23 protein-coding genes and 2 pseudogenes are annotated in these 25,604 nt (G+C 59.2%); 7 read left to right on the top strand and 18 right to left on the bottom strand.

Annotated elements, in window-relative coordinates:
- The first annotated feature begins 64 nt into the window (after positions 1-64).
- Both MXF20_RS18870 and MXF20_RS18875 read left to right on the top strand, forming a co-directional pair.
- Positions 65-997 (top strand): nucleoside recognition family protein, encoded by a 933-nt coding sequence (locus MXF20_RS18870; protein WP_275027493.1) that lies wholly within the window; start codon positions 65-67, stop codon positions 995-997.
- 70 nt (positions 998-1,067) lie between these two features.
- Positions 1,068-1,871 carry a hypothetical protein gene (locus tag MXF20_RS18875; protein WP_325970744.1) on the top strand — a complete coding sequence of 268 codons (804 nt, stop codon included), beginning with the start codon at positions 1,068-1,070 and terminating at the stop codon, positions 1,869-1,871.
- Between the two features lie 95 nt (positions 1,872-1,966).
- Here the strand turns inward: MXF20_RS18875 and MXF20_RS18880 are convergent, their stop codons facing one another.
- Positions 1,967-2,788 carry an SDR family oxidoreductase gene (locus tag MXF20_RS18880; protein ID WP_325970745.1) on the bottom strand — a complete coding sequence of 274 codons (822 nt, stop codon included), beginning with the start codon at positions 2,786-2,788 and terminating at the stop codon, positions 1,967-1,969.
- A gap of 95 nt (positions 2,789-2,883) precedes the next feature.
- On the opposite strand from MXF20_RS18880, the gene MXF20_RS18885 reads away from it, so the two are divergent.
- On the top strand, positions 2,884-3,786 hold the full coding sequence (locus tag MXF20_RS18885) for a LysR family transcriptional regulator (protein ID WP_325970747.1): 903 nt from the start codon (positions 2,884-2,886) through the stop codon (positions 3,784-3,786).
- Position 3,787: 1 nt separating this feature from the next.
- On the opposite strand, the gene MXF20_RS18890 is transcribed toward MXF20_RS18885, so the two are convergent.
- The gene (locus MXF20_RS18890) at positions 3,788-4,429 is read right to left on the bottom strand and encodes a hydrolase (RefSeq protein WP_127834702.1); all 642 of its coding nucleotides are present in this window, start codon (positions 4,427-4,429) and stop codon (positions 3,788-3,790) included.
- Positions 4,430-4,682: 253 nt separating this feature from the next.
- Between MXF20_RS18890 and MXF20_RS18895 the strand changes: the two genes are divergently transcribed.
- Positions 4,683-5,600 carry a bestrophin family protein gene (locus MXF20_RS18895; RefSeq protein WP_325970748.1) on the top strand — a complete coding sequence of 306 codons (918 nt, stop codon included), beginning with the start codon at positions 4,683-4,685 and terminating at the stop codon, positions 5,598-5,600.
- 376 nt (positions 5,601-5,976) lie between these two features.
- Here the strand turns inward: MXF20_RS18895 and MXF20_RS18900 are convergent, their stop codons facing one another.
- The 4 genes from MXF20_RS18900 to MXF20_RS18915 form a co-directional block, all read right to left on the bottom strand.
- Positions 5,977-6,873, bottom strand: coding sequence for an alpha/beta hydrolase (locus MXF20_RS18900; protein ID WP_325970749.1), 897 nt, complete (start codon positions 6,871-6,873; stop codon positions 5,977-5,979).
- A gap of 163 nt (positions 6,874-7,036) precedes the next feature.
- Complete coding sequence (locus tag MXF20_RS18905) at positions 7,037-7,384, bottom strand: hypothetical protein (protein ID WP_021507870.1); 348 nt, start codon at positions 7,382-7,384, stop codon at positions 7,037-7,039.
- Positions 7,385-7,410: 26 nt separating this feature from the next.
- Entirely contained in the window at positions 7,411-8,760 is a 1,350-nt protein-coding gene (locus tag MXF20_RS18910; RefSeq protein WP_325970750.1) for a sodium:proton antiporter, read from the bottom strand.
- Positions 8,761-8,813: 53 nt separating this feature from the next.
- Positions 8,814-10,022 (bottom strand): MFS transporter, encoded by a 1,209-nt coding sequence (locus MXF20_RS18915; RefSeq protein ID WP_325970752.1) that lies wholly within the window; start codon positions 10,020-10,022, stop codon positions 8,814-8,816.
- A 93-nt stretch (positions 10,023-10,115) separates the two neighbouring features.
- Here MXF20_RS18915 and MXF20_RS18920 point away from each other — a divergent pair, with 93 nt between their 5' ends.
- Complete coding sequence (locus MXF20_RS18920) at positions 10,116-11,045, top strand: LysR family transcriptional regulator (protein ID WP_325970753.1); 930 nt, start codon at positions 10,116-10,118, stop codon at positions 11,043-11,045.
- Positions 11,046-11,309: 264 nt separating this feature from the next.
- On the opposite strand, the gene MXF20_RS18925 is transcribed toward MXF20_RS18920, so the two are convergent.
- The 7 genes and pseudogenes from MXF20_RS18925 to MXF20_RS18955 all read right to left on the bottom strand — a co-directional run.
- Positions 11,310-11,810, bottom strand: coding sequence for a TIGR00645 family protein (locus MXF20_RS18925; protein ID WP_222951510.1), 501 nt, complete (start codon positions 11,808-11,810; stop codon positions 11,310-11,312).
- 54 nt (positions 11,811-11,864) lie between these two features.
- On the bottom strand, positions 11,865-14,540 hold the full coding sequence (gene kdpD / locus MXF20_RS18930) for a two-component system sensor histidine kinase KdpD (protein WP_325970754.1): 2,676 nt from the start codon (positions 14,538-14,540) through the stop codon (positions 11,865-11,867).
- A gap of 108 nt (positions 14,541-14,648) precedes the next feature.
- Complete coding sequence (kdpC, locus tag MXF20_RS18935; protein WP_325970756.1) at positions 14,649-15,221, bottom strand: potassium-transporting ATPase subunit KdpC; 573 nt, start codon at positions 15,219-15,221, stop codon at positions 14,649-14,651.
- Positions 15,222-15,232: 11 nt separating this feature from the next.
- Positions 15,233-17,281 carry a potassium-transporting ATPase subunit KdpB gene (kdpB, locus tag MXF20_RS18940; protein WP_325970757.1) on the bottom strand — a complete coding sequence of 683 codons (2,049 nt, stop codon included), beginning with the start codon at positions 17,279-17,281 and terminating at the stop codon, positions 15,233-15,235.
- Between the two features lie 7 nt (positions 17,282-17,288).
- Positions 17,289-18,968 carry a potassium-transporting ATPase subunit KdpA gene (gene kdpA, locus MXF20_RS18945; protein ID WP_325970758.1) on the bottom strand — a complete coding sequence of 560 codons (1,680 nt, stop codon included), beginning with the start codon at positions 18,966-18,968 and terminating at the stop codon, positions 17,289-17,291.
- Entirely contained in the window at positions 18,968-19,057 is a 90-nt protein-coding gene (gene kdpF / locus MXF20_RS18950; RefSeq protein WP_021507879.1) for a K(+)-transporting ATPase subunit F, read from the bottom strand. Before kdpF ends, kdpA begins: the two co-directional genes overlap by 1 nt.
- Before the next feature lie 108 nt (positions 19,058-19,165).
- Positions 19,166-19,399: pseudogene (locus tag MXF20_RS18955) on the bottom strand (hypothetical protein); the annotation flags it as partial.
- 84 nt (positions 19,400-19,483) lie between these two features.
- Here MXF20_RS18955 and MXF20_RS18960 point away from each other — a divergent pair.
- Positions 19,484-20,176 carry a hypothetical protein gene (locus MXF20_RS18960; protein ID WP_325970759.1) on the top strand — a complete coding sequence of 231 codons (693 nt, stop codon included), beginning with the start codon at positions 19,484-19,486 and terminating at the stop codon, positions 20,174-20,176.
- Between the two features lie 331 nt (positions 20,177-20,507).
- Here MXF20_RS18960 and MXF20_RS18965 read toward each other — a convergent pair whose 3' ends face one another.
- The 4 genes from MXF20_RS18965 to MXF20_RS18980 form a co-directional block, all read right to left on the bottom strand.
- Entirely contained in the window at positions 20,508-21,671 is a 1,164-nt protein-coding gene (locus MXF20_RS18965) for an HD-GYP domain-containing protein (RefSeq protein ID WP_325970760.1), read from the bottom strand.
- 91 nt (positions 21,672-21,762) lie between these two features.
- A complete protein-coding gene (locus MXF20_RS18970; protein ID WP_325970761.1) occupies positions 21,763-22,095 on the bottom strand; it encodes a HigA family addiction module antitoxin in 333 nt (110 codons plus the stop codon).
- Positions 22,096-22,143: 48 nt separating this feature from the next.
- Positions 22,144-22,443: a type II toxin-antitoxin system RelE/ParE family toxin gene (locus MXF20_RS18975; protein ID WP_325970763.1), complete on the bottom strand. Its 300-nt coding sequence runs from the start codon at positions 22,441-22,443 to the stop codon at positions 22,144-22,146.
- Between the two features lie 59 nt (positions 22,444-22,502).
- Complete coding sequence (locus MXF20_RS18980) at positions 22,503-23,897, bottom strand: MFS transporter (RefSeq protein ID WP_325970764.1); 1,395 nt, start codon at positions 23,895-23,897, stop codon at positions 22,503-22,505.
- 434 nt (positions 23,898-24,331) lie between these two features.
- Between MXF20_RS18980 and MXF20_RS18985 the strand changes: the two genes are divergently transcribed.
- Positions 24,332-25,246 (top strand): sugar ABC transporter substrate-binding protein, encoded by a 915-nt coding sequence (locus MXF20_RS18985; protein ID WP_325970765.1) that lies wholly within the window; start codon positions 24,332-24,334, stop codon positions 25,244-25,246.
- Between the two features lie 251 nt (positions 25,247-25,497).
- Here the strand turns inward: MXF20_RS18985 and MXF20_RS18990 are convergent.
- Positions 25,498-25,604: pseudogene (locus MXF20_RS18990) on the bottom strand (IS110 family transposase); the annotation flags it as partial.

A 25,604-nucleotide genomic window follows, 5' to 3' on the forward strand; every position in this document is an offset into this window, starting at 1 on the left:
GCTATGATTTTTGCTTTGCTGGCCCGGCGGCCAGCGTTTTGCGGTAACGGGATGACGTCAGCGCGTGAATATCATCAGCATAATTATGGAATCGGGCAAAGCCGCGGTCGACGTGGCGCTTTATACCCTGATTCCCATCATGGTGGTGATGCTATTCATCATGAAATACCTCGAAGTGAAAGGCGTGCTGGATTTTGTCGTGCGCCATGCCACGCCGTTACTGAAGCCGCTGGGGATTACCGGCCTGGCGCTGTTCGCACTCATCCAGCTAAATTTTGTCAGCTTTGCCGCACCGCTCGCCGCGCTGGCGATCATGGAGAAGCGCGGCACCTCAGACCGCCACATGGCAGCCACGCTGGCGATGCTGTTTGCGATGGGCCAGGCCAATGCCTTTTATCCGCTGATTCCAGACGGGCTCAACTGGAGCGCCGCGCTGCTGTTCTCCATCAGTGGCGGCGTGCTGGCGGCAGCTTCCACTTATCACTTTTTTGCCCGCAAACTTTCCGACGTCGCGCTGCGTGATGAAGATCAGGGCGTGGAGAACAGCGACGCGAAGCCGGGGCTGATCGCCATTATTAACACCTCGGGTGCCGACGCCATTCGCCTCGCGCTCGGTTCGCTGCCGATGCTGATTCTCTCGCTGTCGGTGGTGGGCATGTTGAAAAGTGCCGGCGCCATTGAGCTGCTGACGCAGCTGCTGGCACCGCTGTTGCAGAAACTGCATATCGCCGAGGTGTATGTGCTGCCTGCGCTGACCAAATGCCTGGCCGGCGGCACCGCCTATTACGGCGTGGTTGCCGGACTGGTCGAACAGGGGCAGTACAGCGCGCACAACATTAACGCCTCAGCGGGCCTGCTGATTCAGACCTTTGACCTGCCCGGTATCGGCATTTTCCTCGGCCTCTCCAGCCGTTTTCCGCGCTTGTTCCGCTTCGCCGTGCCCGGCATTCTGCTCGGCATCGCGCTGCGCGCCACGGCGCACAGCCTGCTGTTCTGATGCGCAACGCTTAATATCGACGTGATTCAGGCCGCTTTGAAAGCGGCCATCCCGACTCACGTAGCGAAAAATGACAATATTACATCCAGAGCAGCTCAGGCTTATTGAAGGTAACAAATTTCTCGGTAAAGAACCGACACTCATCAATAGCCAGATTAATTTTCATGGTAAGAACAATATTCTGATATGTGAGGAGGGCGTAGTCCTGCAGGATTCCGTACTGGATTTTCGGGCGGATAATTCAATCATTTATTTGAGCCAAAGTGCGATACCCTATATCGTTAAAATAATAGCATTCTCAAATTCGGTCTGCTTCATCGGCAGACATAATTACTTCAATGAAAAGTTAACGCTGATTCTCTCAGAAGAAAAAAATATCATCATTGGCAATCATTGTTGTCTCTCCTTTGGTATCTGGATGCGAACCGCCGATCCTCATCTGATATATAACATTGCGGATAATCAGCGCATCAATCATTCCCGTAGCATTTATGTCGGCGATCACGTCTGGATCGGACAAAACGCCATGGTTTTAAAAGGTTCATCGATCCACTCCGGCAGCGTAATTGGTGCCATGAGTCTGGTGGCGGGGAAAACGATACACTCCAATAGCTGCTGGGGCGGAAACCCAGTGAAAATGCTTAAAGAGAATATTGCCTGGTCCGGAGAAAGCGTTCATCACTGGACAGAAGCGACAACGCGTGCCTTTAACATGTGCGATACCGAACCAATGCAGTTTAACCATGACGACCATGCATTAAATATTGCCGTGATTGAACAGGGTTTTAAAGATGCCAGCAATGTTGTTGATAAATGCCAATATCTATTGAAGCATATCGTTAAAAACGAAAATAAAAACCGTTTTTATGGTTAAGGTAAATTAAAGGGCTAATGATGTCAGCCAATCCGTGTTAACCAGCCGCAGACCGCCATTAATAACGGTCAGTACGACCAGGTTACACAGCAAACTTACGCATCCGCGCCAAACGCCAGCGCTTTCTGCGCACGCAGCTCTGCCAGCCGGGCTTCCAGCGCGGCTTCGATGTGCTGATAGGCCGTGCTGCCCAGCGCCAGCCGCAGCGGCATCGTTTCCTGATCCAGCGTCGCCAGCGTGGCCGCCACGCATTTTCCGGCATCACCCAATATTGCAAAGTCACCCGCTTCAATCGCCCGACGCAACTGCCCGGACGCGTTGTCGCGATAGGCGTCGAGCGGCGCGGCGATATCCAGCCCGCGGGCAAAATTGGTGGCGGTCGGACCCGGCTCTACCAGCAGCAGCTCGATGCCAAAGCTGGCGACTTCCTGGCGCACCGCTTCGACAAAACCTTCAATCCCCCATTTGCTGGCGTGATACAGGCTGAAATTGGGATACGCCACCTGACCGCCCTCGGAAGAGATCTGCGCGATGCGTCCACCGCCCTGCTGGCGCAAATGCGGGATCACCGCGCGAATCAGCTGGATCGATCCGGTGAGATTGGTGGCGATCTGGCGCGCAATCTGCGCGTCGCTCAGCTCTTCCGCCGCGCCAAACAGGCCGTAAGCAGCATTGCTCACCACCACATCAATACGCCCGACGCGGGCAAAGGCGCTGGCGATGGCCGGTGCGATACTGGCCGTCTCCGTCAGATCCAGCCGCATCACCTGCAGCCGATCGCCATATTGCTGCTGCAGATCTTCCAGCGCCTGCTCGCGGCGCACCGTTGCCACCACGCGATCGCCACGCTCAAGTAAACGTTCACTCATCAGTCGGCCCAGCCCGCTGCTGGCACCGGTAATTAACCAGGTTTTCATTTTGCGCTCCTCATGTTGAAAACCTGATGATAGATCGCTTTACTGGTGGTCATAATCTCCCCAATCGCACATGACCTGGTGAGGAAATACCACCAATGAAACGTCCCTCCTGGCACGAACTGCAGGCGATCAAAACGCTGGGCGAGCAGCGCAGCTTTCGGCGCGCCGCCGAGCTGCTTGGCCTGAAGCGCTCTTCGCTCAGCCACCTGGTGAAAACGCTGGAGCACAACCTCGGCGTGCAGCTGTTTCAGCGCACCACGCGCAGCGTGTCGCTGACCGATGCCGGTGAACAGCTATTGCAGCGTCTCGCGCCGCTACTCAATCAGATGGATGAGGTGCTGCACGACATCAGCCTGAGCGGCCAGCAGCAGTACGGTACGCTGCGCATCAGCGCCAGCGATGTGGTGATTGGCCTGCTGCTGGATCAGGTGGTGCCCGAGTTCAGCGCGCGCTATCCCGGCATTCAGCTTGATTTCGCCGCCCAGGGCGCGCTGGTGGATATCACCGCCGCCGGTTTTGATGCTGGCATCCGCCTGATTGAAGATGTGCCGCAGGATATGGTGGCTATTGCGCTCGGTGGCCCGCTGACCTTCGTTACCGTGGCCTCGCCCGACTATCTGGCGGCGCACGCGCCGGTGCACCAGCCGCAGGATTTACTGCAGCAGCAGTGTATTCGTCATCGCCTGCCCGGGGGCAAACGCTATCGCTGGGAGTATGCACGCGCGGATGAAAGTCTGGAGATTGACGTGCCGGGTACGCTGACGTTAGACAATAACGCGCTGATGGCACGCGCGGCCATCAACGGTTCAGGGATTGCCTTCGTGCCGTCGCTGTACGTTAGCGAGGCACTGCAGCAGGGGAAATTAGTGGAACTGCTGGCCGACTGGCGCATTCAGTCGGCGGGAATCGCGCTGTGGTTCCCGCCGAACCGGCATCAGTCTATGGCGCTGCGGCTGTTTATCGACGCATTGAAAACCCGCCTGCCGCACCACCGCTGAATCAGCCCTGACGCTGCGGCGCTTTGTGCACCATGGTGTAGGCGTAGTCGACGCCCATGCCGTAGGCACCGCTGTGCTCACGCACCAGATCCATCACCGCATCGTAGGTCTCTTTGCGTGACCAGTCGCGCTGGTACTCCAGCAGCACCTGCTGCCAGGTCACCGGCACCGCACCCGCCTGCACCATGCGCTGCACGGAACGTTCGTGCGCATCAACGCTGGTGCCGCCAGAGGTATCGGTCACCACATACACTTCGTAACCGGCTTTCAGCGCCATCAGGGCCGGGAAAGTCAGGCACACTTCGGTCCACAGTGCCGAGATGATCAGTTTTTTACGACCGGTTTTCTCTACCGCCTCGACAAATTTCGCGTCTTCCCAGGAGTTCATGGAGGTGCGCTCAATCGGCTTCGCTTCCGGGTGCACCGCCAGCAGTTCCGGCCAGATGTAGCCGCTGAAACTTTCCGTTTCAACCGAGGTGTAAATCACCGGCACGTCGAAAATTTTACCCGCTTTCGCCAGGGCGACGGTGTTATTTTTGAGCTGCTGGCGGTCAATATTGGCGACACCAAACGCCATCTGTGGCTGGTGGTCGATGAAGATCAGGGTTGAGTTTTGTGGGTCAAGCAGGTCGAGTTTAGACATGATGGTTTCCTCTAAAGTGGTTTTAAGTTTGTGTGTTGTGCTGCTGGAATAAACTTTAGGGAAAGCGCGGACAAAGAGATAACGCAAAGAATTTTACAACTTGTTCAAAGGGTTTTTAGAAGCTTGATTTAAATAGATTAATTGGTCAAAGCGCAGCGTTTTTTCTGGTAAAACAGCGGCTCACCGGCGTTGATTCTGCGCCTGCGACGGGCGTAATCTGTGGCGACAAAATCATAAAAAACACCATCGCAAAATGATCGTACGTCCTCATCAACACTGGTTTCTCCGGTTGTTTGACTGGCACGGCTCAGTGCTGTCTCGCATTGCGTTCCGCCTGTCGCTTAACCTGCTGATGTCAGTGATCGCCATTCTGGGTTATCCGTGGTACTCCACGCTCGGCATTCACCTGACCACCGCACCGTTCAGCCTGATTGGCGTGTCGATTGCCATCTTTCTCGGCTTTCGCAATAACGCCAGCTACGCACGCTTTATCGAGGCGCGCACGCTGTGGGGCAATTTACACATTACCCAGCGCTCGCTGCTGCGCCAGGTGAAAACGCTGCGCGGGCTGCGTGCGGAACAGGTGCAGGAGTTTATCGGGCTGCAGCTGGCGTTTAGCTGGAGCCTGAAACACCGGCTGCGTAAAACCGACGCGCAGGCCGATCTGCAGCAGCGGCTGCCACCCGCGTGGCACGCCGCGGTGCTCGGCCATCCGATGCCGACCTCGCAAATCATGCTGTGCATGGGCGAATGGCTGGCGCAGCGGCGTGATGAAGGTGTGGTGACGGATATCGTCTGGCAGAGCATTGATGACAATCTTAACCATCTGTCGGCGTATCTGGGCGGCTGCGACCGGCTGGCCAGCACGCCAATTCCCTTCGCCTACAGCCTGATTCTGCACCGCACGGTGTATCTGTTCTGTACGCTGCTGCCGTTCGCGCTGGTGGCGGATTTGCACCTGATGACACCGCTGGTGTCGGTGTTTGTCTCGTACACCTTTTTGTCGCTGGAGTCCCTGGCGGAAGAACTGGAAGATCCGTTCGGCACCGCGCCCAATCACCTGCCGCTGGACGCGCTGTGCGTGAATATCGAACGCAATCTGAAAGCGATGAACAACGATTTCCCGCTGCCGGCAGCGAGCCAGCCGGACCGGTATTTTAATCTGACGTGACGGCACGAGCTGATTCAATCGCCATGCTCGCTGAGCGCACCGCATCGTAGCGGCGCGATTTATCGCGCTAATCCGACCGCTGCGCCGCTGTTTTTTGCGCAATAAATTGCGCCGCTACGGTTTGTGCGGAAGGTTACTGCTGCGCCGTTGCAAGCGCTCCTGGATTGGGACCGGTATTTTAATCTGACGTGACGGCACGGGCTGATTCAATCGCCATGCTCGCTGAGCGCACCGCATCGTAGCGGCGCGATTTATCGCGCTAATCCGACCGCTGCGCCGCTGTTTTTTGCGCAATAAATTGCGCCGCTACGGTTTGTGCGGAAGGTTATTGCAGCGCCGTTGCAAGCGCTCCTCGATTGATGCGCCAGTAAAGAAATTATCCCAGCTTATCCAGCCAGCGCACATACGCCTGATCCCACAGCGCGGCGGGCGTACCGGCTTTACCGAGGCCAAAGCCGTGGCCGCCGCTGCTCAGTTCAATCAGCTCAACCGGCACGCGCATGCGGCGGCAGGCGTCGCGCATCAGCTCGGTGTTGTGCGGGTTGGAGGTATGATCGTCCTCCGCCTGCGCCAGGAAGGTCGGCGGATAGGCGCGGGTGACGTAATTTTGCACTGACCAGTTGGCTTCCTGGGTTGGCGTGGCGTCATTGCCCACGATCATCTGGTGAGTACGGGTGTGCTGATAAGGCGCTTCAAGAGTGATGACCGGGTAAATCAGCCCGACGCTGTCTGCGCCTGGCCGGATGTCATCCAGCGAATCCTGCGGTGAATAGGTGACGAAGTCAGGCCGCGCCGCCGCCATGCCGAGCAGATGGCCGCCAGCGGAAAAGCCGAGCAGGTGCACCTTGTTTTCCATCGCGCGCACCATGCGAATCGCGCGCTGCGCATCCTGCAGCGGCGCCAGTCTGCCGGCCTGCCACTTTTCACCCGGCAGACGGTAGCTCAGCACGTAGGCGGTATAGCCGTTGGCATTGAGCCAGCGCGCGACCGGCCAGGCTTCACGTCCCATGCCGATAAACCGGTAGCCGCCACCAGCCGCAACGATCACCGCTTCGCCGTTGGGATTCTCCGGACGAAAGCGCTGAATAGCGGGAGAAACGATATTGGTCCACGAACCGTTAGCGCTGACTTTCAGCAGGCCAGACGGACCGCCGCCGCCCGGTGGCTCGTCCGGCCAGAGCGGAATAATGTCATCCCGGGCAAACAGTTTGCCCGCCGTCATGGAGAGTACGGTTGCTCCGCTAGCCAACAGAAAACGACGCCGTGTAATCATCTTGCCCAGTAGCCGGTATGGAAAATGCGCCAGCCCGGAGGCGGCGTCTCATTATGTGATGCAGGTCTTGTTTCAATCTGGCGATAATGTACGCATTTCGTACAAAAAAGCCATAAAAAAACGCGCCAGAAAAGGCGCGTATTCACGAAGATAAGGGGAAAGGTTAATCCTGCTGCTGGAATTGAGTCATCACCGTCTGCTCACACTGCTGCTGATCGTGGCGCAGCTTCGCACGCTCCTCTTCACCCAGCTCCAGCCAGCCGTTCACCACTTCCTGCGCGGTTTCCTCGTTGAAGGAAGGCTTGTTCATGGCCGACGGTGACTGGCTGGCCGCCAGCTGTGACTTCATTTTCTCGGTGTAGCTCTGCATGTCACCGGTTTTCTGCTCCCCGCTAACAATGTGGCACAGCTGGCTGGCGTAAATGTTCTCCTGCGCGTCGGCATCCGTATCATCCGCCAGCGCGCTGGCAGACAGCGACAGCCCTACCAGGGCGATAAGCAATGCTTTCATAATAAGCTCCCGTTATTTCCAGAAAATCACGTTTCATCTTGCTGCGTGCGTGCCGCCTGTCGGGCAGCACGCCAGTTCAGTAGCGGCGTCACCGTGATGCCGTGCAGCACAATACTGCACACCACCAGCGTCAGCGCCATGTCCATCATCTGTTCCGCCTGCGGGCCCTGCAGGCCGTGCACCCAGGCATAAGCAATATAATTGATACTGCCGATGCCGCGAATCCCCAGCCAGCCAATCAGCATCCGCCGCATCAACGGCATTTCGCAGCGCCAGGTGGTCAGCCATACCGCCAGCGGCCGCACCACCACAAACAGCAGCAGCGCCAGGCCAATGCCGGTGAGATTCCAGTGATGCGCCAGCGTGATGCCCAGCACCACCATCATCGCTGCCGCCAGCAGGCGTTCGATAGTATCACCAAACGACAGCGCATCGCCGACCACCAGGCCGACCGATTTTACCGGGCTGCCGCCCTGCTGCTTTAGGCGCTGGTTAGGATTGACCAGCACCTCTGCCGGCAGGTAGCGCTTCTCTTCCGGTAAATCTTCCAGTGGAAAACGTTTGGTCACGCGCAGCTCGGCGCGGCGTAAGCCGACGCCTGCCGCAAAAGTAGCGAGGAAGCCGGACGCATCCACCGACTGCGCCGCCGCGTAGCTCAGGGCAATCAGCGCCAGCGCGAGAAAATCATTAGGCGCCACATCGTGATGCGCGCTGCGCAGATGGGTGGCCAGCTGGCCGATCAGCCGGCCGAGCAAAAAGCCAATCGCCAGTCCGCCGCCAATCGCCCACAGCACATCGCGCGCCGCCCAGCCGCCCAGTAGTTCCAGACTGAACGCGCCCGGATGCATCAGCAGCAGCGCCAGCATCAGCAACGGCAGCGCCGAGCCGTCGTTCATACCGGCTTCGCTGGAGAGTGCCACGCGCAGCGCATCGTCATCGCGCGCATCGTTGACGGAGATCAGGCTGGCGAGCACCGGGTCGGTTGGCGCAACGATAGCACCAAACGCCAGCGACAGCGGCCAGTCAAAGCCGGTAATCCAGTGAATCAGGCAGGCCATGCCGCCAACCGTTAGCAGCATCGCCGGGAATGCCAGCCGCAGCCCGACGCGCCACGCGTGGGCGCTCATCGGCAGACGCAGTTTTAACCCGGTGATAAACAGCGAGGCGGCCATGGTGATTTCGGTGATATGGGCAGCGAGTTCGGCGTGGCCGATGATGTCGATTTGCAGCAGGTTGAGCATCCACGGGCCACACAGAATGCCCGCGAACAGGTAGAGACCAAACGACGTCACCGGCCCCCGGTGGATCCAGCCGGAAGCCAGCGACATCAAAAGTAGCAGACCGCCAGTGAGGGCGGTCCAGGCCAGGAAGTTCATAACGCTCCGTTTTTAAATAAGATTCTCCTTTAAGCCTGGCACAGGATCGTGAATTAGTTTTGCAGATGGCGACTGGCAAGCCGAATCAGCAGCGCAAGCACAGCGGCTGTAGTGGCAAGAGTGACCACGCCGTTCCAGCCAAAATGGGCCAGCGCCAGGCTGCCGAGCGCCGCGCCGGTCGCCATACCGATAAACACCACGGTGAACATCAGCGCATTGAGGCGGCTGCGCGCTTCCGGCGCGAGGCTGTAAACCAGCGTCTGGTGCGCCACCAGCGTGGCCTGCACGCCGAGGTCAAAGCCAATGGTACTGAGGATAATCAGACCGAGCTGCGCCGGTACCGGCAGCACCGGCAGCAGGAACATCAGGGCAAACGACACCATCACCAGCGTGGCGCCATACTGGGTAACGCGCGCCGGGCCGATGCGGTCGGCAAAACTGCCTGCCAGCGGCGCGGCCAGCGCACCGGCGGCACCGGCCAGACCGAAGGCTCCCGCCACGGCGCTGTCGAGATGGAAGCGGTCGCTCAGCATCAGCGCCAGAGTGGACCAGAAGGCGCTAAAGCTTACCGACAGCAAACCCTGCGCCAGCGCGGCGCGGCGCAGCGTCTGGTGATGCTGCCACAGATGCGCCAGCGACAGCAGCAGACGCGGATAGCTCACCGTGGTGCCCGGCGTAAAGCGTGGCAGCGCGCGCCACAGCGCCAGACTGCTCAGCAGCACCGCCGCCGCCGCCATCATGTACATGGTGCGCCAGCCCAGATACTCCGCCACCACGCCGCTCACCACGCGCGACAGCAGAATGCCCACCAGCAGCCCGGTCATCACCGTGCCGACGGTTTTGCCACGGCTGCGCTCCGGAGCCAGCGCCGCCGACGCCGGTACGATATCCTGCGCCACGGTGGCGGTTAAGCCGGTGACGAAGCTGGCGATCAGCAGCGCGTTGATGCCGCCGGAAAAGCCGCACAGCAGCAGCGCGGCGACCAGCAGCAAGCCTTTAACCAGAATGATGGTGCGACGATCGTGGCGATCGCCGAGCGGGGCCAGCAGCAGAATCCCCAGCGCGTAACCGGCCTGGGTGAGCATCGGCACCATACCGACGCTGCCGATGCCGACATTGAACTGCTTACTGATGATATCCAGCATCGGCTGGCTGTAGTAAATCGATGCCACGCTAAGACCGGCACCGGCCGCCAGCGTGAACACCAGCGGTGCCGGCAGCTTCTCAGCAGGCATGGCAGAAGATTGCGACATGGCAGACATAATGGTTTTCCCCCGTGATAGTGCGCTTATTAAAGCGCGTTGCGGCCATACGCGGTAGACTGCTCATACACAGAACTGTTATGCGTGGTACGTATGAGCACACTCACCAGCGTTGATCGCATCGAACTGATGCAGACCTTTATCCGCATTGTCGAAAGCGGCTCGCTGTCGGCGGCTGCGGCGCAGCTTGGCACCACTCAGCCGACCATCAGCCGTCGTTTACAGGCGCTGGAGCAGCGGCTCGGCCTGAAACTGATTTTACGCACCACCCACGCGCTGAAACTCACCGATGATGGAGAGCGCTGCTATGGCCAGGCGCGCCAGCTGGTGGCAACCTGGCACGCGCTGGAAGATGAGTTAACCGGCGCGAATGACGACCCGATCGGCACGCTGCGCGTGCGTGCGCCGCATGCGTTTGGTCAGGATCAGTTGATTGCGCCGCTGATGGATTATCTGCAGCGCTATCCGCGCCTGGCAGTGGAGTGGATGCTCAACGACCGCACGCCGGACTTTGTCAGTGAGAATGTCGACTGCGCGATTCAGGTCGGCGCGCCCACCGATCCGTCGGTGGTGGCGGTGCTGCTGGCGGAAGTGCCGCGCTTTGTCGTTGCGGCACCGGCGCTGCTGGCGACGCATGCGCCGGTGAAAGAGGTTACCCAGCTGACGCAGCTGCCGTGGCTGGCGCTGACCAGTTTTTATCGTAATGAAATTGCGCTGCAGCGTCTCAGCGACGGCCAGCCGATCAACCTGGCGATCGCCCCGCGCCTCGCCAGCGACAGCCTGTACGCGGTGCGCAAAGCCGCGCTGGCAGGCATGGGCGCCGCGATTGTGTCGTCGTGGGTGGTGCAGGAGGATTTAGCCAGCGGCGCGCTGGTACAGCTGGTGCCGGAGTGGCAGGCGCCGCCGCTGCCGGTGTGGCTGACCTATCCGTGGGCCAGTTATTATCCGGCCCGCCTGCAGCATTTTTTTGCGATGATCCGGGATGTGATGCCGCAGCTGACCGGCACGCAGCCGGTGCGGTAATCGGCCAGGTCGCCATGAATGGCGACCCTACGGGGCACTGCGGGTTTTTTACAGGGTGCGCATTCATACGCACAGGGTACTACTGGCCAGGTCGCCATGAATGGCGACCCTACGAGGCACTGCAGGTTTTGTAGGGTGCGCATTCATGCGCACCTGGTTCAACTGGCCAGGTCGCCATGAATGGCGACCCTACGGGGCACTGCGGTTTTTACAGGGTGCGCATTGATGCGCATCTGGTGCACTGGGTCAGCTCGTGCGTAAAAGTCACGATTTCTTCTCAATCTTCGACATATTATCCAGCCAGCCCATCACAAAGGCCGACAGCACGAAGGTCAGATGGATAATCACGTACCACATCAGCTTTTCATTGGCGACGTTGCGCGCATCCATAAAAATACGCAGCAGGTGGATGGAAGAGATCGCCACAATCGAAGCCGCTACTTTGTTTTTCAGCGAGCCAGAATCCATTTTGCCCAGCCAGCTCAGTTTCTCTTTGCTTTCATCGATATCCAGCTTCGAAACAAAGTTTTCGTAGCCGGAGAGCATCACCATGACCAGCAGGCCACCGACCAGCGTCATGTCCACCAGCGACAGCAGCAGCAGAATCAGATCGTTTTCCGCGATGCTGAGAATGTTGGGCAGCAGGTGGAAAATTTCCTGAAAAAATTTAACCGTCAGCGCCAGCAGCCCCAGCGAAAGTCCAATGTAAACCGGTGCCAGCAGCCAGCGCGATGCATACATCAGGTTTTCGGTAAAACGTTCCATAAGTTCCCATTTATCAACAGACAAGCCATCGAGTATAACCGAACTTATGTGAAGTTATTTCAGTCCTTCTTCAGAAATTTCAGGCGCGGCCGGCAGCGGCAGCGACAGGCGAAACACCGCCCCGCCCTGCGGCCGGTTTTCCGCCCAGATGCGACCGCGATGTGACTCAATAATGGTTTTGCTGATGGCCAGCCCCAGCCCGACGCCCGGCACGGCCGACTCCTTGTCGCCGCGGGCAAACTTGTCAAAAATGCGCGTCAGATTCTCCGGCGCAATGCCCGGTCCGTTATCCCATACGGCAATCTCCAGCCGCGCTTTATCGCGCCAGGCACGAATGCCGTGCTGCGCGGCATTGCCGGCATACTTCAGGCTGTTTTCGATCAGGTTAGTAAACACCCGCTCCAGCATTGCGCTGTCGCCTTTGATCAACACCAGCTCCGGCGGTAAATCCAGCGTAAAGTCGTGCCCTTTCAGCGACGGTCCCATGCTGCTTAGCGCGCCGCCAATCACCTCATCCAGCGCCACCCACTCTTCGCGCAGGTTCAGCCCGCCGGACTGAATGCGCGCCATGTCCAGCATGTTGCTCACCAGCCGGATGGTGCTCAGCGTCTGTTCGCGAATCTGATTGGCCTGGCCAACGTATTTTGACTGTTCGCTGGCGAGGTCCAGCATCAGCATCTCGGCCTGGCCAAACAGCACCGTCAGCGGCGTGCGCAGGTCGTGCGACAGCGCCGACAGCAGCGCATTACGCAGCTGCTCGCGTTCGGCGGCCAGCCGTGACGCGGCTTCGCTGTGCGACAGCGCCATGCGTTCCAGCGCGTTGGCAATCAGCACCGTAAAGGTCTCCACCAGCCGCTGCTGTTCGGGAATCATCAGCTGGCGCAGGTTTTCCGGCTCCACCACCAGGAGGCCGCGGCAGTGCGCCCCGCTTTTCAGCGGCAGAATCTGGTACGGCACCGCCGGTAACGTATCGGTGCCGGCACCGGCCGGTTGCCCTTTGCTGTAGCTCCATTTGGCGATGCCGAGGTCAGGCGGCGTCCCGATGCTGCTTTCACCCGCCGACTGCAGCTCACCCTGCTCGTCCGGCAGCAGCAGCTGGCTGCGCGCCTGCAGCGTCACCTCAATAACGCGCTGGCTGGTGGCCGCAATGTCCTGCGGCGTCAGCGCGCTGCCGAGCGATTTCGCCATCTCATACAGATGGCGCGCACGCTGTTCGCGGTAGCGCGCCACCCGCGCCTGATAGCGCACGCCGGCGGTGAGATTCCCGACAATCACCCCGACCGCCAGCATCACCGAAAAGGTCACCAGATATTGCAGATCCGATACCGCCACCGTGCCGGTAGGTGCCACAAACACCAGATCGAAGGCCAGAATATTGATTACCGTGGCGAACACCGACGGCCAGCGGCCAAAGCGCAGCGCCACCAGCACCACCGCCAGCAGATAGATCATCACCGCGTTGGCGGTATCAAACTCTACCAGCCACCAGCGGCCGATCAGCGTCACCAGCACGCACAGCGCAATCGCCATCAGGCAACCGCGCAGGTGCAGCCGCCATTTCTCGCTGCTGGCCCGCTGGCCGCTCAGCGTCGCGGGCGCATCGCACACCGGCTCATCCAGCGCCACCACCAGCAGGTCGAGCTCCGGACCCAGCTCGCCGAGACGCTGGGCAAAGCTGTCGCGCCGCCAGCGCCGCTGCGGCTGACGACCGGTGACGATTTTGCCGAGATTGTGCTCGCGCGCATAGCGCAGCACCGCGCGCGCCTCGTCCGGATCGGACAGCGTGGCGGTCTCCGCGCCCAGCTCCTGCGCCAGCTGCAGCGTGCGCAGAATGGCGCGCCTCTGCGCTTCCGGCAGTCGGTTGAGGCGCGGCGTTTCTACGTATACCGCATGCCATTCGCTGCCGAGCCGGGCAGCGAGACGGGCGGCGGTGCGCACCAGCTTTTCACTGCCGGTGTCGTCACCGATGCACAGCAGAATCGCGTCGCGCGTGTGCCACACTTTGTCGCGCCCCTGCTGATCGCGCCAGGCGCGCATCTGATCGTCAACCCGATCGGCGGTGCGGCGCAGCGCCAGCTCACGCAGCGCAAACAGGTTGCCCTTGCGGAAGAAATTTTCGATGGCGCGCTCGGCGCGGTCGCCGACATACACTTTGCCCTCTTTCAACCGCTGACGCAGATCGTCCGGCGGCAGATCCACCAGCACCACTTCGTCGGCGCTGTCGAAAAAAGGATCGGGCACGGTTTCGCGCACCTGAATACCAGTGACGCCGCCCACCACGTCATTCAGGCTCTCCAGATGCTGCACGTTGACGGTGGTAATCACGTCGATGCCGGCTTCCAGCAGCTCTTCAATGTCCTGCCAGCGCTTGGGATGGCGCGATCCCTGCACGTTGGTGTGCGCCAGTTCATCCATCAGGATCACCGCCGGATGGCGCGCCAGCGCGGCGTCGAGGTCGAATTCCGCATGGCGTGACCGGCCGGTGGCGCGCCGCGCCAGCACCGCCAGCCCCTGCAGCAGCGCGGCGGTCTCTTCGCGGCCGTGGGTTTCGACTACGCCGGCCAGCACGTCCAGTCCCTGCGCGCGCAGGCGCTGCGCCTCCTGCAGCATGGCGTAGGTTTTCCCTACGCCCGCGCAGGCACCGAAGTAGATTTTTAGTTTGCCGCGATGGCTGTCGCTGTGATTGAGCAGCAGGGCATCAGGATCGGGGCGCGGTAATTCGTCGTTCATGCGAGGTCCATTTTTATCGCCTGCACCAATGTGGCATTGCGCAATAAATTGCGCCGCTACGGTATGTGCACCTTTTTGTAGCGGCGCGATTCATCGCGCGGTTTGAAACTATCCCTGCAAATCATCCAGCGCCAGATTCAGCCGCAGCACGTTCACCGTCTCTTCGCCGATAAACGGCAGTAGCGGGCGCTCGGTGTTGCGCGCAATCAGCGCCTCGACGTCTTTCAGCGTCATGTTGCGCGCTGCCGCGACACGCGGTGCCTGCCACAGCGCGGCTTCTGGCGAGATATCCGGATCCAGACCGCTCGCTGAAGCGGTGACCAGCTCCACCGGCACCGCTGCCGGCGCCTGCGGATTGGCCGCGCGCAGCGCAGCCACCCGCTCCGCCACCGCTTTATCCAGCGCCGGATTACTGGCGGCAAGGTTGCTGCCGCCTGACGCCTGCGTGTTGTACGGCACGTCGCTGGTAGCCGATGGACGGCCCCAGAAGTGGCCCGGCTGGCTGAACACCTGGCCGATCTGCTCTGAGCCGCGCACCGCGCCGTCGCGCTCAATCAGCGAACCGTTGGCCTGCGACGGAAACCACCACTGCGCCAGGCCAGTGGTCAGCAGCGGATAGACCGCACCGGTCAGCAGGGTAAGCAGCACTAACAATACTATAGCCGGACGTAACTGACTCATTTCTCTTCTCCTTACACCAGGCCCGACAGCGTCAGCAGCAGGTCGATCGCTTTAATACCAATAAACGGCACCACTAAACCGCCTGCGCCATAAATCCAAAGATTGCGGCGCAGCAGCGCCGCCGCGCTCATCGGCCGATAGCTCACGCCTTTCAGCGCCAGCGGAATCAAAAACACAATTACCAGCGCGTTGAAGATCACCGCCGACAGAATCGCCGAGGCCGGTGAATGCAGCGCCATCACGTTCAGCATATTGAGCTGCGGATAGGTCACGGCAAACGCCGCCGGGATGATGGCGAAGTATTTCGCCACATCGTTGGCGATACTGAAGGTGGTCAGCGAACCGCGCGTCATCAGCATCTGTTTGCCGATGTGCACCACTTCCAGCAGTTTGGTCGGGTTCGAGTCGAGATCGACCATGTTGCCCGCCTCTTTCGCCGCCTGGGTGCCGGAGTTCATCGCCACCGCCACGTCAGCCTGCGCCAGCGCGGGTGCATCGTTGGTGCCGTCGCCGGTCATCGCCACCAGGCGCCCTTCCGCCTGATACTGGCGAATCAGCGCCAGCTTGGCTTCCGGCGTCGCTTCCGACAGGAAGTCATCGACACCGGCTTCCGCCGCTATCGCCGCGGCAGTTAACGGGTTATCACCGGTGATCATCACCGTTTTGATGCCCATCTTGCGCAGCTCGGCGAAACGCTCCTTAATGCCGCCTTTAACGATATCTTTCAGCGCCACCACGCCCAGCACCTGCGCGCCTTCGGCGACCACCAGCGGCGTACCGCCGGCGCGCGCCACCTCTTCCACCCGGGCATTGACCTCAGCCGGGAAGCTGCCGTGGCTGGCTTCGATATGACGGCGTACCGCGTCGACCGCGCCTTTGCGGATCAGGCGATCCTGCACGTTGACGCCGCTCATGCGCGTCTGCGCGGAGAACGGGATAAAGCTGGCGCCCATGCTGCTGAGATCGCGTTCGCGCAGGTTAAATTTCTGCTTCGCCAGCACCACAATGCTGCGCCCTTCCGGCGTCTCATCGGCCAGCGATGCCAGCTGCGCCGCGTCGGCCAGCTGCTGCTCGCTGACGCCCGGCGCGGGCAGGAACTGCGTCGCCTGGCGGTTACCGAGCGTGATGGTGCCGGTTTTGTCCAGCATCAGCACATCCACGTCACCGGCGGCCTCGACGGCGCGCCCGCTGGTGGCGATCACGTTGGCTCCCAGCATGCGGCTCATGCCCGCCACGCCAATCGCCGACAGTAGTCCGCCGATGGTGGTGGGAATCAGGCACACCAGCAGCGCCACCAGCACCGTCACGCTGACCGGCGTGCCGCCCCAGGCGGAGAACGGCCACAGCGTAGCGGTCGCCAGCAGGAACACGATGGTCAGCGATACCAGCAAGATGGTCAGGGCGATTTCGTTGGGCGTTTTGCGGCGTTTGGCACCTTCCACCATGGCGATCATGCGGTCGAGGAAGGTTTCGCCTGGATTGACGCTGCACTGAATCACCAGCCAGTCCGACAGGATGCGCGTCCCGCCGGTCACCGAGGCAAAATCCCCGCCGGATTCACGAATCACCGGTGCCGATTCGCCGGTGATGGCGCTCTCATCGACCGACGCGCCGCCCTCCAGCACTTCACCGTCGCACGGAATGATGTCACCGGCTTCCACCAGCACCACATCGCCTTTGCGCAGCGTATCGGCCGCCACCGGCCGCCACTGCGCACCGTGAAACGGTTCCGCCAGCTTCTTCGCATCGCTGTGCTTGTTCACCCCTTTCAGGCTGTTGGCCTGCGCTTTGCTGCGCCCTTCCGCCAGCGCTTCGGCGAAGTTAGCGAACAGCACGGTAAACCACAGCCAGATGGCGACCGCCGCGGTAAAGCCGGCGCTGCCGTTCAGCTGCCCCGCCGCCATACCGATGGCCAGCAGCGAGGTGAGCACGCTGCCGATCCACACCAGAAACATCACCGGGTTGCGAAACTGTACGCGCGGATCGAGTTTTTTCACCGCATCCAGTATCGCGGTGCGCGTCAGCGCCGCATCAAACAGCGCCAGTTGTTGACGACTCATGATTCCGTTATCCCTGAATAAGTTGCAGATGTTCCGCCACCGGGCCAAGCGCCAGCGCGGGAACGAAGGTCAGCGCACCCACCAGCAGCACGGTGCCCACCAGCAGTGCGATAAACAGCGGGCCGTGAGTCGGCAGCGTGCCGTTACCCACCGGCTGAATTTTCTTCGCCGCCAGCGAACCAGCAATGGCCAGCACCGGAATGATGATGCCGAAGCGGCCGACCAGCATGCAGAAGCCCAGCAGCAGGTTCCAGAACGGGGTGTTGGCGCTGAGACCGGCGAAGGCGCTGCCGTTGTTGTTGGCCGCCGACGACACCGCATACAGCACCTCGCTGAAGCCGTGAATGCCGGGGTTGGCCATACCGGCGCGTCCGGCATCGGTCATCATTGCCAGCGCAGTACCGAGCAGCACCAGCGTCGGCGTCACCAGAATCGCCAGCGAGGTCATTTTCATCTCCCACACATCGATCTTTTTGCCCATGTACTCCGGCGTGCGGCCAATCATCAGACCGGCGATAAACACCCCGAGCAGCACGAACAGCAGCATGCCGTACAAGCCGGCGCCGACGCCGCCAAACACCACTTCGCCCAGCTGCATCAGCCACATCGGCACCATGCCGCCCAGCGCAGTGAAGGAGTCATGCATGGCGTTAACCGCACCGCACGACGCCGCGGTGGTGATCACCGCAAACAGGCTGGAGTTGAGAATGCCGAAGCGTGTTTCCTTGCCTTCCATGTTGATCGCGCTATCGGCGCCCAGGGTCAGAAAGTGCGGATTGCCGCGCAGCTCAGCCCACATCACCGCGACCACTGCCAGCACAAACATGATGCTCATCGCCCACAGCAGCATATGGCCCTGACGGCGATCGCCCAGCTGCTGACCAAAGGCAAAGCACAGCGCGGCCGGGATCAGGAAGATGCTCAGCATCTGCACAAAGTTGGTCAGCGCCGTGGGGTTTTCGAACGGATGCGCCGAGTTGGCGTTGAAGAAACCACCGCCGTTGGTGCCGAGCATTTTGATCGCTTCCTGCGAGGCCACCGGACCGAGCGACAGCGTTTGCTGCGCGCCTTCCAGCGTGGTGAAGGCATGATAGGGTTCAAAGTTCTGAATGCTGCCCTGGCTGACAAAGAACAGCGCCATCAGCAGGCTAATCGGCAGCAGCACATAGACGGTGATGCGCGTCAGGTCGCGCCAGGCGTTGCCGAGCGTCTCCAGCGAACGGTTAGCAAAACCGCGCATCAGCGCAAACGCCACCGCAATACCGGTTGCCGCCGAGAGGAAGTTTTGCACCGTTAAGCCCGCCATCTGGCTGAAGTAACTCAGCGTGCTTTCGCCCGCGTAGGCCTGCCAGTTGGTGTTGGTGACAAAACTGATCGCGGTATTAAGCGCCAGATCCCAGCTCAGGCCAGGCAGATGCTGCGGATTGAGCGGCAGCGCGCCCTGTCCCATCAGCATCGCCAGCAGCAGCGCAAAGCCGAGCGCGTTAAACAGCAGAATGGCCAGCAGATAGTGCGGCCAGCGCATCGCCGCGCCATCGACGCCGGCCAGACGCCACAGCACACGTTCGCTGCGCGCCAGCAGCGGCTTATCCGCCACCAGCAGTGCCAGCAAGCGGCCCAGCGGCTGCGCCAGCACCATCAGCACCAGCAGATAGAGCGCAATCAGTAAAAACGCATTCGCCGCCATCAGAATGCCTCCGCATTAAGCAGGGCATAAATCAGGTAGCCCAGTAATAAAAATACCAGCACGATGCCGGCTATCACGCCCACACTCACAGCAACCTCCACAGGATTTGGTAGTGCAGCAAGCATGCGCGGCGCGGCATAAAGAAGGGGTAAAAAGGCAGAGAGCGGGCGTAAAGAAAGTATAAAAACGCGGGCGGATCAGGCGCTTTCCAGCGCCCAGATGCGGTTCAGGTCAACGTTGTGCCACAAACCGCTGTCCTCGGCACCGGTGATGGTATCGGTACAAAAGCTGTCACCGAGATCCAGCACTTCCGGCTTCACCTCGCGCTGCGAATGCAGCGACCAGAACACATGCACTTTGGGCTTCAGCAACGACTTTTCGCCGGCCTGCACCACCAGCGCCACGCGCCCGGAGGCCAGCCGTACCAGCGCATACAATAATCACCTGAACGTGAACTCTAATGCACTTTAGATCCAGTAATAACTTTAGTAAATTATGTGCATAGGAGTAATGTTATGATTGATGATTATGCATTGATAACAAAAATGCAGGCAGATAGCTTATTGGCGGTGCGCCTTGATAAAGCGCTATCAGGCGTTAAAGATGCGGTACTGGAGCAGGCCAGACATGTGAGCATGGGAGCTACACGACTCGTGTATTACTCGTCCTGTTTTACCGAAAATTACCAGGATGTCTGTGCAGGTCAGAAAAGTGAAGACGTGCGGTTTATGGAGGCGCTGGTTCAGCTGGTTAAGCGCCGTAACGTCATTAAACGCATGTTAGAAATCTATATTGATCACCTTCTCGAAAACAGTTCATCGGATCGCATCCGGAATATCCAAAGGGCACTAATTAAGAAAGGGGCTAACATCGCCTCGTCGTCTCTGACAAATCAGGGACTCAGTTCTGCGATTGTCGCGGCTTTTGGGTTCAGTTTTGGGGCAAAAATCGCTATAGATACCAGGCTTGCAAAATTTTCTGCAATATCCGTAACCTTAGTCAGCTATTACGGATATGTTCAGGAATCGGCAGAGGCAGCACGCCGGCTTCAGCTGCGTAGCCCCGGTTTTTACTATGCTCTTTACGCGGAAAAGCTCGAGATGCTTTATTTCATCATCGAGCCTGTTATCAATCAGAATTTGATTCAGGCATCCGCGTTAGCTTCTGAGGAAGAAATCGCTAACGCTCTTATGAGGGTACTCACGTGAATAATTACTTTACTCAATGGCTGCGTCGTCAGGGCCGCTATTTCGCAGGTACTCTAATCCCGGCAGCACTAATCATAGCTTTTGGTATGCTGGCAGTGACATTCTGGCCAGCATGGGCATGGGGATCGACCGTGGCCTTCGCCGCCATTATTCTTGGAATTACTTTTTGGCTTATATAATTTGACGGCTTGCGAATGAAAGTCTGTCCATTGATATATGCGAACCGGTAAGAAGAAGCACACCCCGAGGCTCTTGAAGCAACAAAAAAAAAGTAATGTCCTTTTTGATTGTCTCTGAAAAATCTGCTGAAAAGTATAAAAACGCGGGCGGATCAGGCGCTTTCCAGCGCCCAGATGCGGTTCAGGTCAACGTTGTGCCACAAACCGCTGTCCTCGGCACCGGTGATGGTATCGGTGCAGAAGCTATCGCCGAGGTCCAGCGCTTCCGGCTTCACCTCGCGCTGCGAATGCAGCGACCAGAACACATGCACTTTGGGCTTCAGCAGTGATTTTTCGCCGGCCTGCACCACCAGCGCCACGCGCCCGGAGGCCAGCCGTACCAGCGAACCCACCGGATAAATACCGATGGTGCGCACAAACGCGTGCAGCAGCGCACTGTCAAAGTGGCCGCGCCAGCTCAGCATATTGTGCATCGCCTCCGCCGGCGTCCAGCCTTTGCGATACGGGCGATCTGAGGTCACCGCATCATAGACGTCACACACCGCCGCCATGCGTGCGTAAAGCGAGATCTCTTCGCCCTGCAGCCGGTGCGGATAGCCGCTGCCATCAAATTTTTCATGGTGATGCAGCGCGATATCCAGCAAATCTTCATCAGCATGGGCTTCCATCAGCATTTGCGCACCGACGATCGGATGCTGGCGCATAATCGTAAACTCTTCGTCGGTGAGTTTATCCGGCTTGTTGAGGATGGTCAGCGGCACCGCGGCCTTACCGACGTCATGCAGTAATCCGCCCATGCCCACGCGGCGCAGCTGCGGCTCATCCAGCCCCATTTTCTTGCCCAGCGAAATCATCAGTCCGCACACCGCCATGGAGTGCAGGTACGTGTAATCGTCATGGTTTTTCAGCCGCGCCACGCTGAGCAGCGCGGTTGGCTCACGGGTAATCGATCCGGCAATTTCATCCACCAGCTCAAGGGTAAAAGCGAGGTCGAGGCCCTGCCCCATGCGCGCCTCGTTGAACATCGCCAGTACCTGCGGCTTGCCCTGGTTGAAGATGCACTGCGCCTGATCCATTTCGCGGAAAAACGGCGTCTGCGGAATGTCTTTTTTCGGCTGCGGCGCGGCAGGCGCGCGCACCGACCGCTCGGGATCGATCCATACCTGCTGGATCCCCTCGTTACGGATCAGGGCGATCTGACGCTTATCGGTGATCAGCATCTGGTTGCGAATGCGTTTGTCCTTGATCCACCAGACTTCAAGCTTGTGGATAAACATACCTGGCCGCAGCTCGTCAACGGTAATCAGCTTTATCACGATATCGCTCCTTAATATCAGTGGATGGTAAGGAGTGATATCGGCAGCTGAGCAAAAAATCTTCAGGGCGGCGTGACTGGTCGGGTCAGGTTCAGGCAACCTGCGTGCCGCGCTGGGCTAAAAAGGCGCTCAGCGTGGTGACACGGCTTAATTCCTCCTGCGTTCTGGCGTCATTTTCCACTTCCCACTGATCGAGATGCCGCTGCAGGTTAAGCCAGAATTCAATCGAGGTGGCGAAAACCCGTGCCAGCCGGTAGGCCATCTCAGTGCTGAGTTTACGGTTGTTGTTCACCAGCGCGCTGACGGTGTTGCGGTGCACATTCAGCATCTCCGCCAGATCATTTACTTTGAGATTGAGCGGTTCGAGAAATTCATACTGCAGGACATCCCCCACGCTGGTGGGTTTGCGCATTGCTTGTTTCATAGGGTGCTCTCTTTGGTACGGGTAGCAGGCCTGAAGGGTTCGTTGGCACTATTTTTTGTAGCTGTGCGGATCCAGATACAGATCCCAGGCTTCGCCTTTTGCCCACTGGAAAATAAGCCGATACTGCGCGTTAACCCGAATCGAATAGTAACCCAGCAGTGGCGGTTTCAATGCTTCGAAACGGTTACCCGGCGGTGAACGCAAATCCTGGTGCGAAGTGGCGGCATGAACGATGTCCAGCTTACGCGCCAGCGCAGATTCAATCGTACGCGGGATCTGCGCATGCGGTGTCCCATGGGTATAAAATTGTGCCAGCCAGGCATGACGAAACGCCCTGATTGAACCCATATTGCTTCCCTGCCTGTCTTACGAACCAGCAGGTAAAATAGTGCACTCATGCACAGTGCTCAAGTGCATTTATTAACATCATAGTTTATTTCCGATCGGGATTCCAGATCGGCAGCCTCAGAGCGATCGCCTACGCGTTCAATCGGGCCCATCACCAGCAGGAACAGCAATGCCGCGACGACACAGTGTGCGCCGACGAACACCAGGCCGATGCTGTAGCTGCCGGTCAGGCCAACGATCACGCCAAACAGCAGGGGCGTGATAAAGCCCGCCATGTTACCGATGCCGTTAAAGATCGCGCCAGCCAGGCCCACCGCCTCTTTGGGCGCGGTATCACTGACGATGGTCCAGGTGCCCGCGCCCGCCGCCACGCCTTTGCCGAAGAAGGCAAACGACATGATGGCGATAATGCCGGCGTTGGAAGGGATCACCGCCGCCAGAATCAGCGAGGCGGCCATCAGCATGCCAACGATGTACGGCGTTTTGCGCGCCCACGACAGGCTCCAGCCGCGTGCCAGCAGTTTATCTGAGATGTAGCCACCGCTGATGCCGCCCAGAAAGCCAAACAGCGCTGGCGCAATGGTGGCGAAACCGGCATCGAGGATGTTCATACCGCGCGCCTGCACCAGATAGATGGGAAACCAGGTAATGAAGAAGTAGCTGAGCGCGATGGTGCAATACTGGCCGAGGTAGGCGCACCACAGCATGCGGTTGGTGAGCAGCGTTTTGAACATCGCTTTGCTGACCGGCGGCCGCGCGCGCAGCGTGTGTGCGGCGTCGATATCCACCAGCGCGCCGCCCTGTTCTATGTAGTGCAACTCGCGGGCGGAAACCTGCGGATGCTGACGCGGGCTGCGCATATAGCCCGCCCAGACAAACACCGCCAGCACGCCGATGCCGCCGAGCACAAAGAACGGCCATTCCCAGCCATAACGTGACACCAGCCAGCCGGAGAGCGGCGAGAATATCGCCACGGCAAAGTATTGTGCCGAGGCAAACAGCGACGATGCGCGGCCGCGTTCTGCGCCCGGGAACCACATGATGACTGCGCGGGCGTTGGCGGGAAAGCTCGGCGCCTCAATCAGGCCCAGCGCGAAGCGCAGCGCAAACATCAGCGTCAGCGCCATGGTCATGCTGCTGGAAAACTCCCCGACACATCCCATCAGCAGGGTCGAAACCGACCACAGCGCCAGCGTCACGCCGTAGACCTTTTTGGTGCCGAAGCGATCGAGGATTAATCCGCCAGGGATCTGGCCGATGACATACGCCCAGCTGAAGGCCGAGAGGATCAGGCCAAGCTGGATCGCCGACAGGCCAAACTCCTGTTTGATCGCCGAGCCAGAGATCGACAGGATCGAGCGGTCGGCATAGGCGACCACCGACAGAAACAGGATCAGGCAGAGGATCCAGATACGCACATGGCTGTTCTGGCTGCGGTTTTTGCGTTGCAACATAGGCTGAATTCCTTGATGGGGGAGCTTCCTGCTCCGAAGCGATGATGTTCAGGAATACCGCGCAGATTTCCCTGTTCAGCAACTATAGGAAGCCGATGTTGCTCTGGTCATTGTGCGAATGAAGGAATCCGCGCGGCAAAACGGCGCGGGTTTTGGTCGCGGTCACAACGCCGGGTGCGGTAGCGCACAAAATTTTTAATCCGTGCTGGCTTTCGCCACGGAATGTGCGCCAGCGCTGAGAAAAGAGTTTGCGCGATCACTATGAGCAGGCAAAGCATCCATCCGCGTCGGGCAAATTGTGCGCTGCACAGCAAATTACCACGCAGCAGATTGCCAGCTCTGCTGCCGGCTCGTAGGCTGAAAATGGTTTCATTGAGCCATTTTAATCATCAATGAAAAATTTATTCTAATAACAGCTTACTCTGGAGTCTGCGATGAAAACCCTCAAGACGATACTGTTAATGGGCCTGCTGACCAGTTCGGCCTCCGCGCTGGCGGAGAAGATCGGCGTGTCGATGGCCTATTTTGACCAGAACTTCCTTACTATTATTCGTCATGCCATTGATAAAGAAGCCAAAGCGCGCGGGCTGGATGCCCAGTTTGAAGATGCGCGCGGCGACGTTGGCCGCCAGACCGATCAGGTGCAGAGTTTTATCAGCGCCGGCGTAGATGCGATCATCGTCGATCCGGTAGATTCCGCCAGCACGCCACAGCTGACCAGACTGGCGCAGCAGGCGAAAATTCCGCTGGTGTACGTTAACCGCACGCCAGGCGATAAAACCCTGCCGCCCGGCGTGGTGTTTGTCGGTTCGGACGAACGCGAATCCGGCACGCTGCAAATGGAGGCGCTGGCAAAGCTGGCCAATTATAAAGGTAACGTGGCGATCATGATCGGCAACCTGACCGATGCCGGCGCGCTGCAGCGCACCAAAGATGTCGAGCAGGTGGTGGCGAAATACCCGGGCATGAAAGTGGTGCAGAAGCAGCCAGCAAACTATGCGCGCAACGAAGGCATGGACCTGATGCTCAACTGGATGGGCAACGGTGAAGCAATCGATATCGTCGCGGCCAATAACGATGAGATGGCGATTGGCGCGGCCATGGCGCTGGCAAAGAGCAATAAAAAGATTCTGGTGGGCGGCATCGACGCCACGCCGGACGGCCTGAAGGCCATGGCGCAGGATAAGATGCAGGTGACGGTGTTTCAGGACGCCATCGGTCAGGGCAAAACCTCGGTAGACGTGGCGCAGAAGCTGATTAAAGGCGAAAAAGTGGCTTCACACGTGTGGATTCCGTTCGAGCTGGTGACCAAAGAGAATATGCAGAAATACGTCGAGCGCAGCCATTAGCAGACGGACACTGCCGGGTCGCGATTATGGGGAGCTGGATTGCCTGGTGCGCATGAATGCGCACCCCACGGGTAACCTGTGAAATTGCAGGGGCGCCATTTATGGCGACCTGATTCCTGGTGCGCATGAATGCGCACCCTACAGATAGCCTGTGAAATCGTAGGGTCGCCATTTATGGCGGCCTGATTCCTGGTGCGCATGAATGCGCACCCTACAGAAAGCCTGTGAAATTGTAGATACCGTCTTGCCGGTTACCTGGCAAGACATATTTCGGCATCGAACGGACGACCCGATTTCAGCACGCCATAAGCCAGCTGCAGCAGCTTCTTCATCGCCGCGCACACCACGACTTTTCCCG

This window comes from Pantoea dispersa, assembly GCF_035783935.1.
Classification (GTDB): domain Bacteria; phylum Pseudomonadota; class Gammaproteobacteria; order Enterobacterales; family Enterobacteriaceae; genus Pantoea; species Pantoea dispersa_C.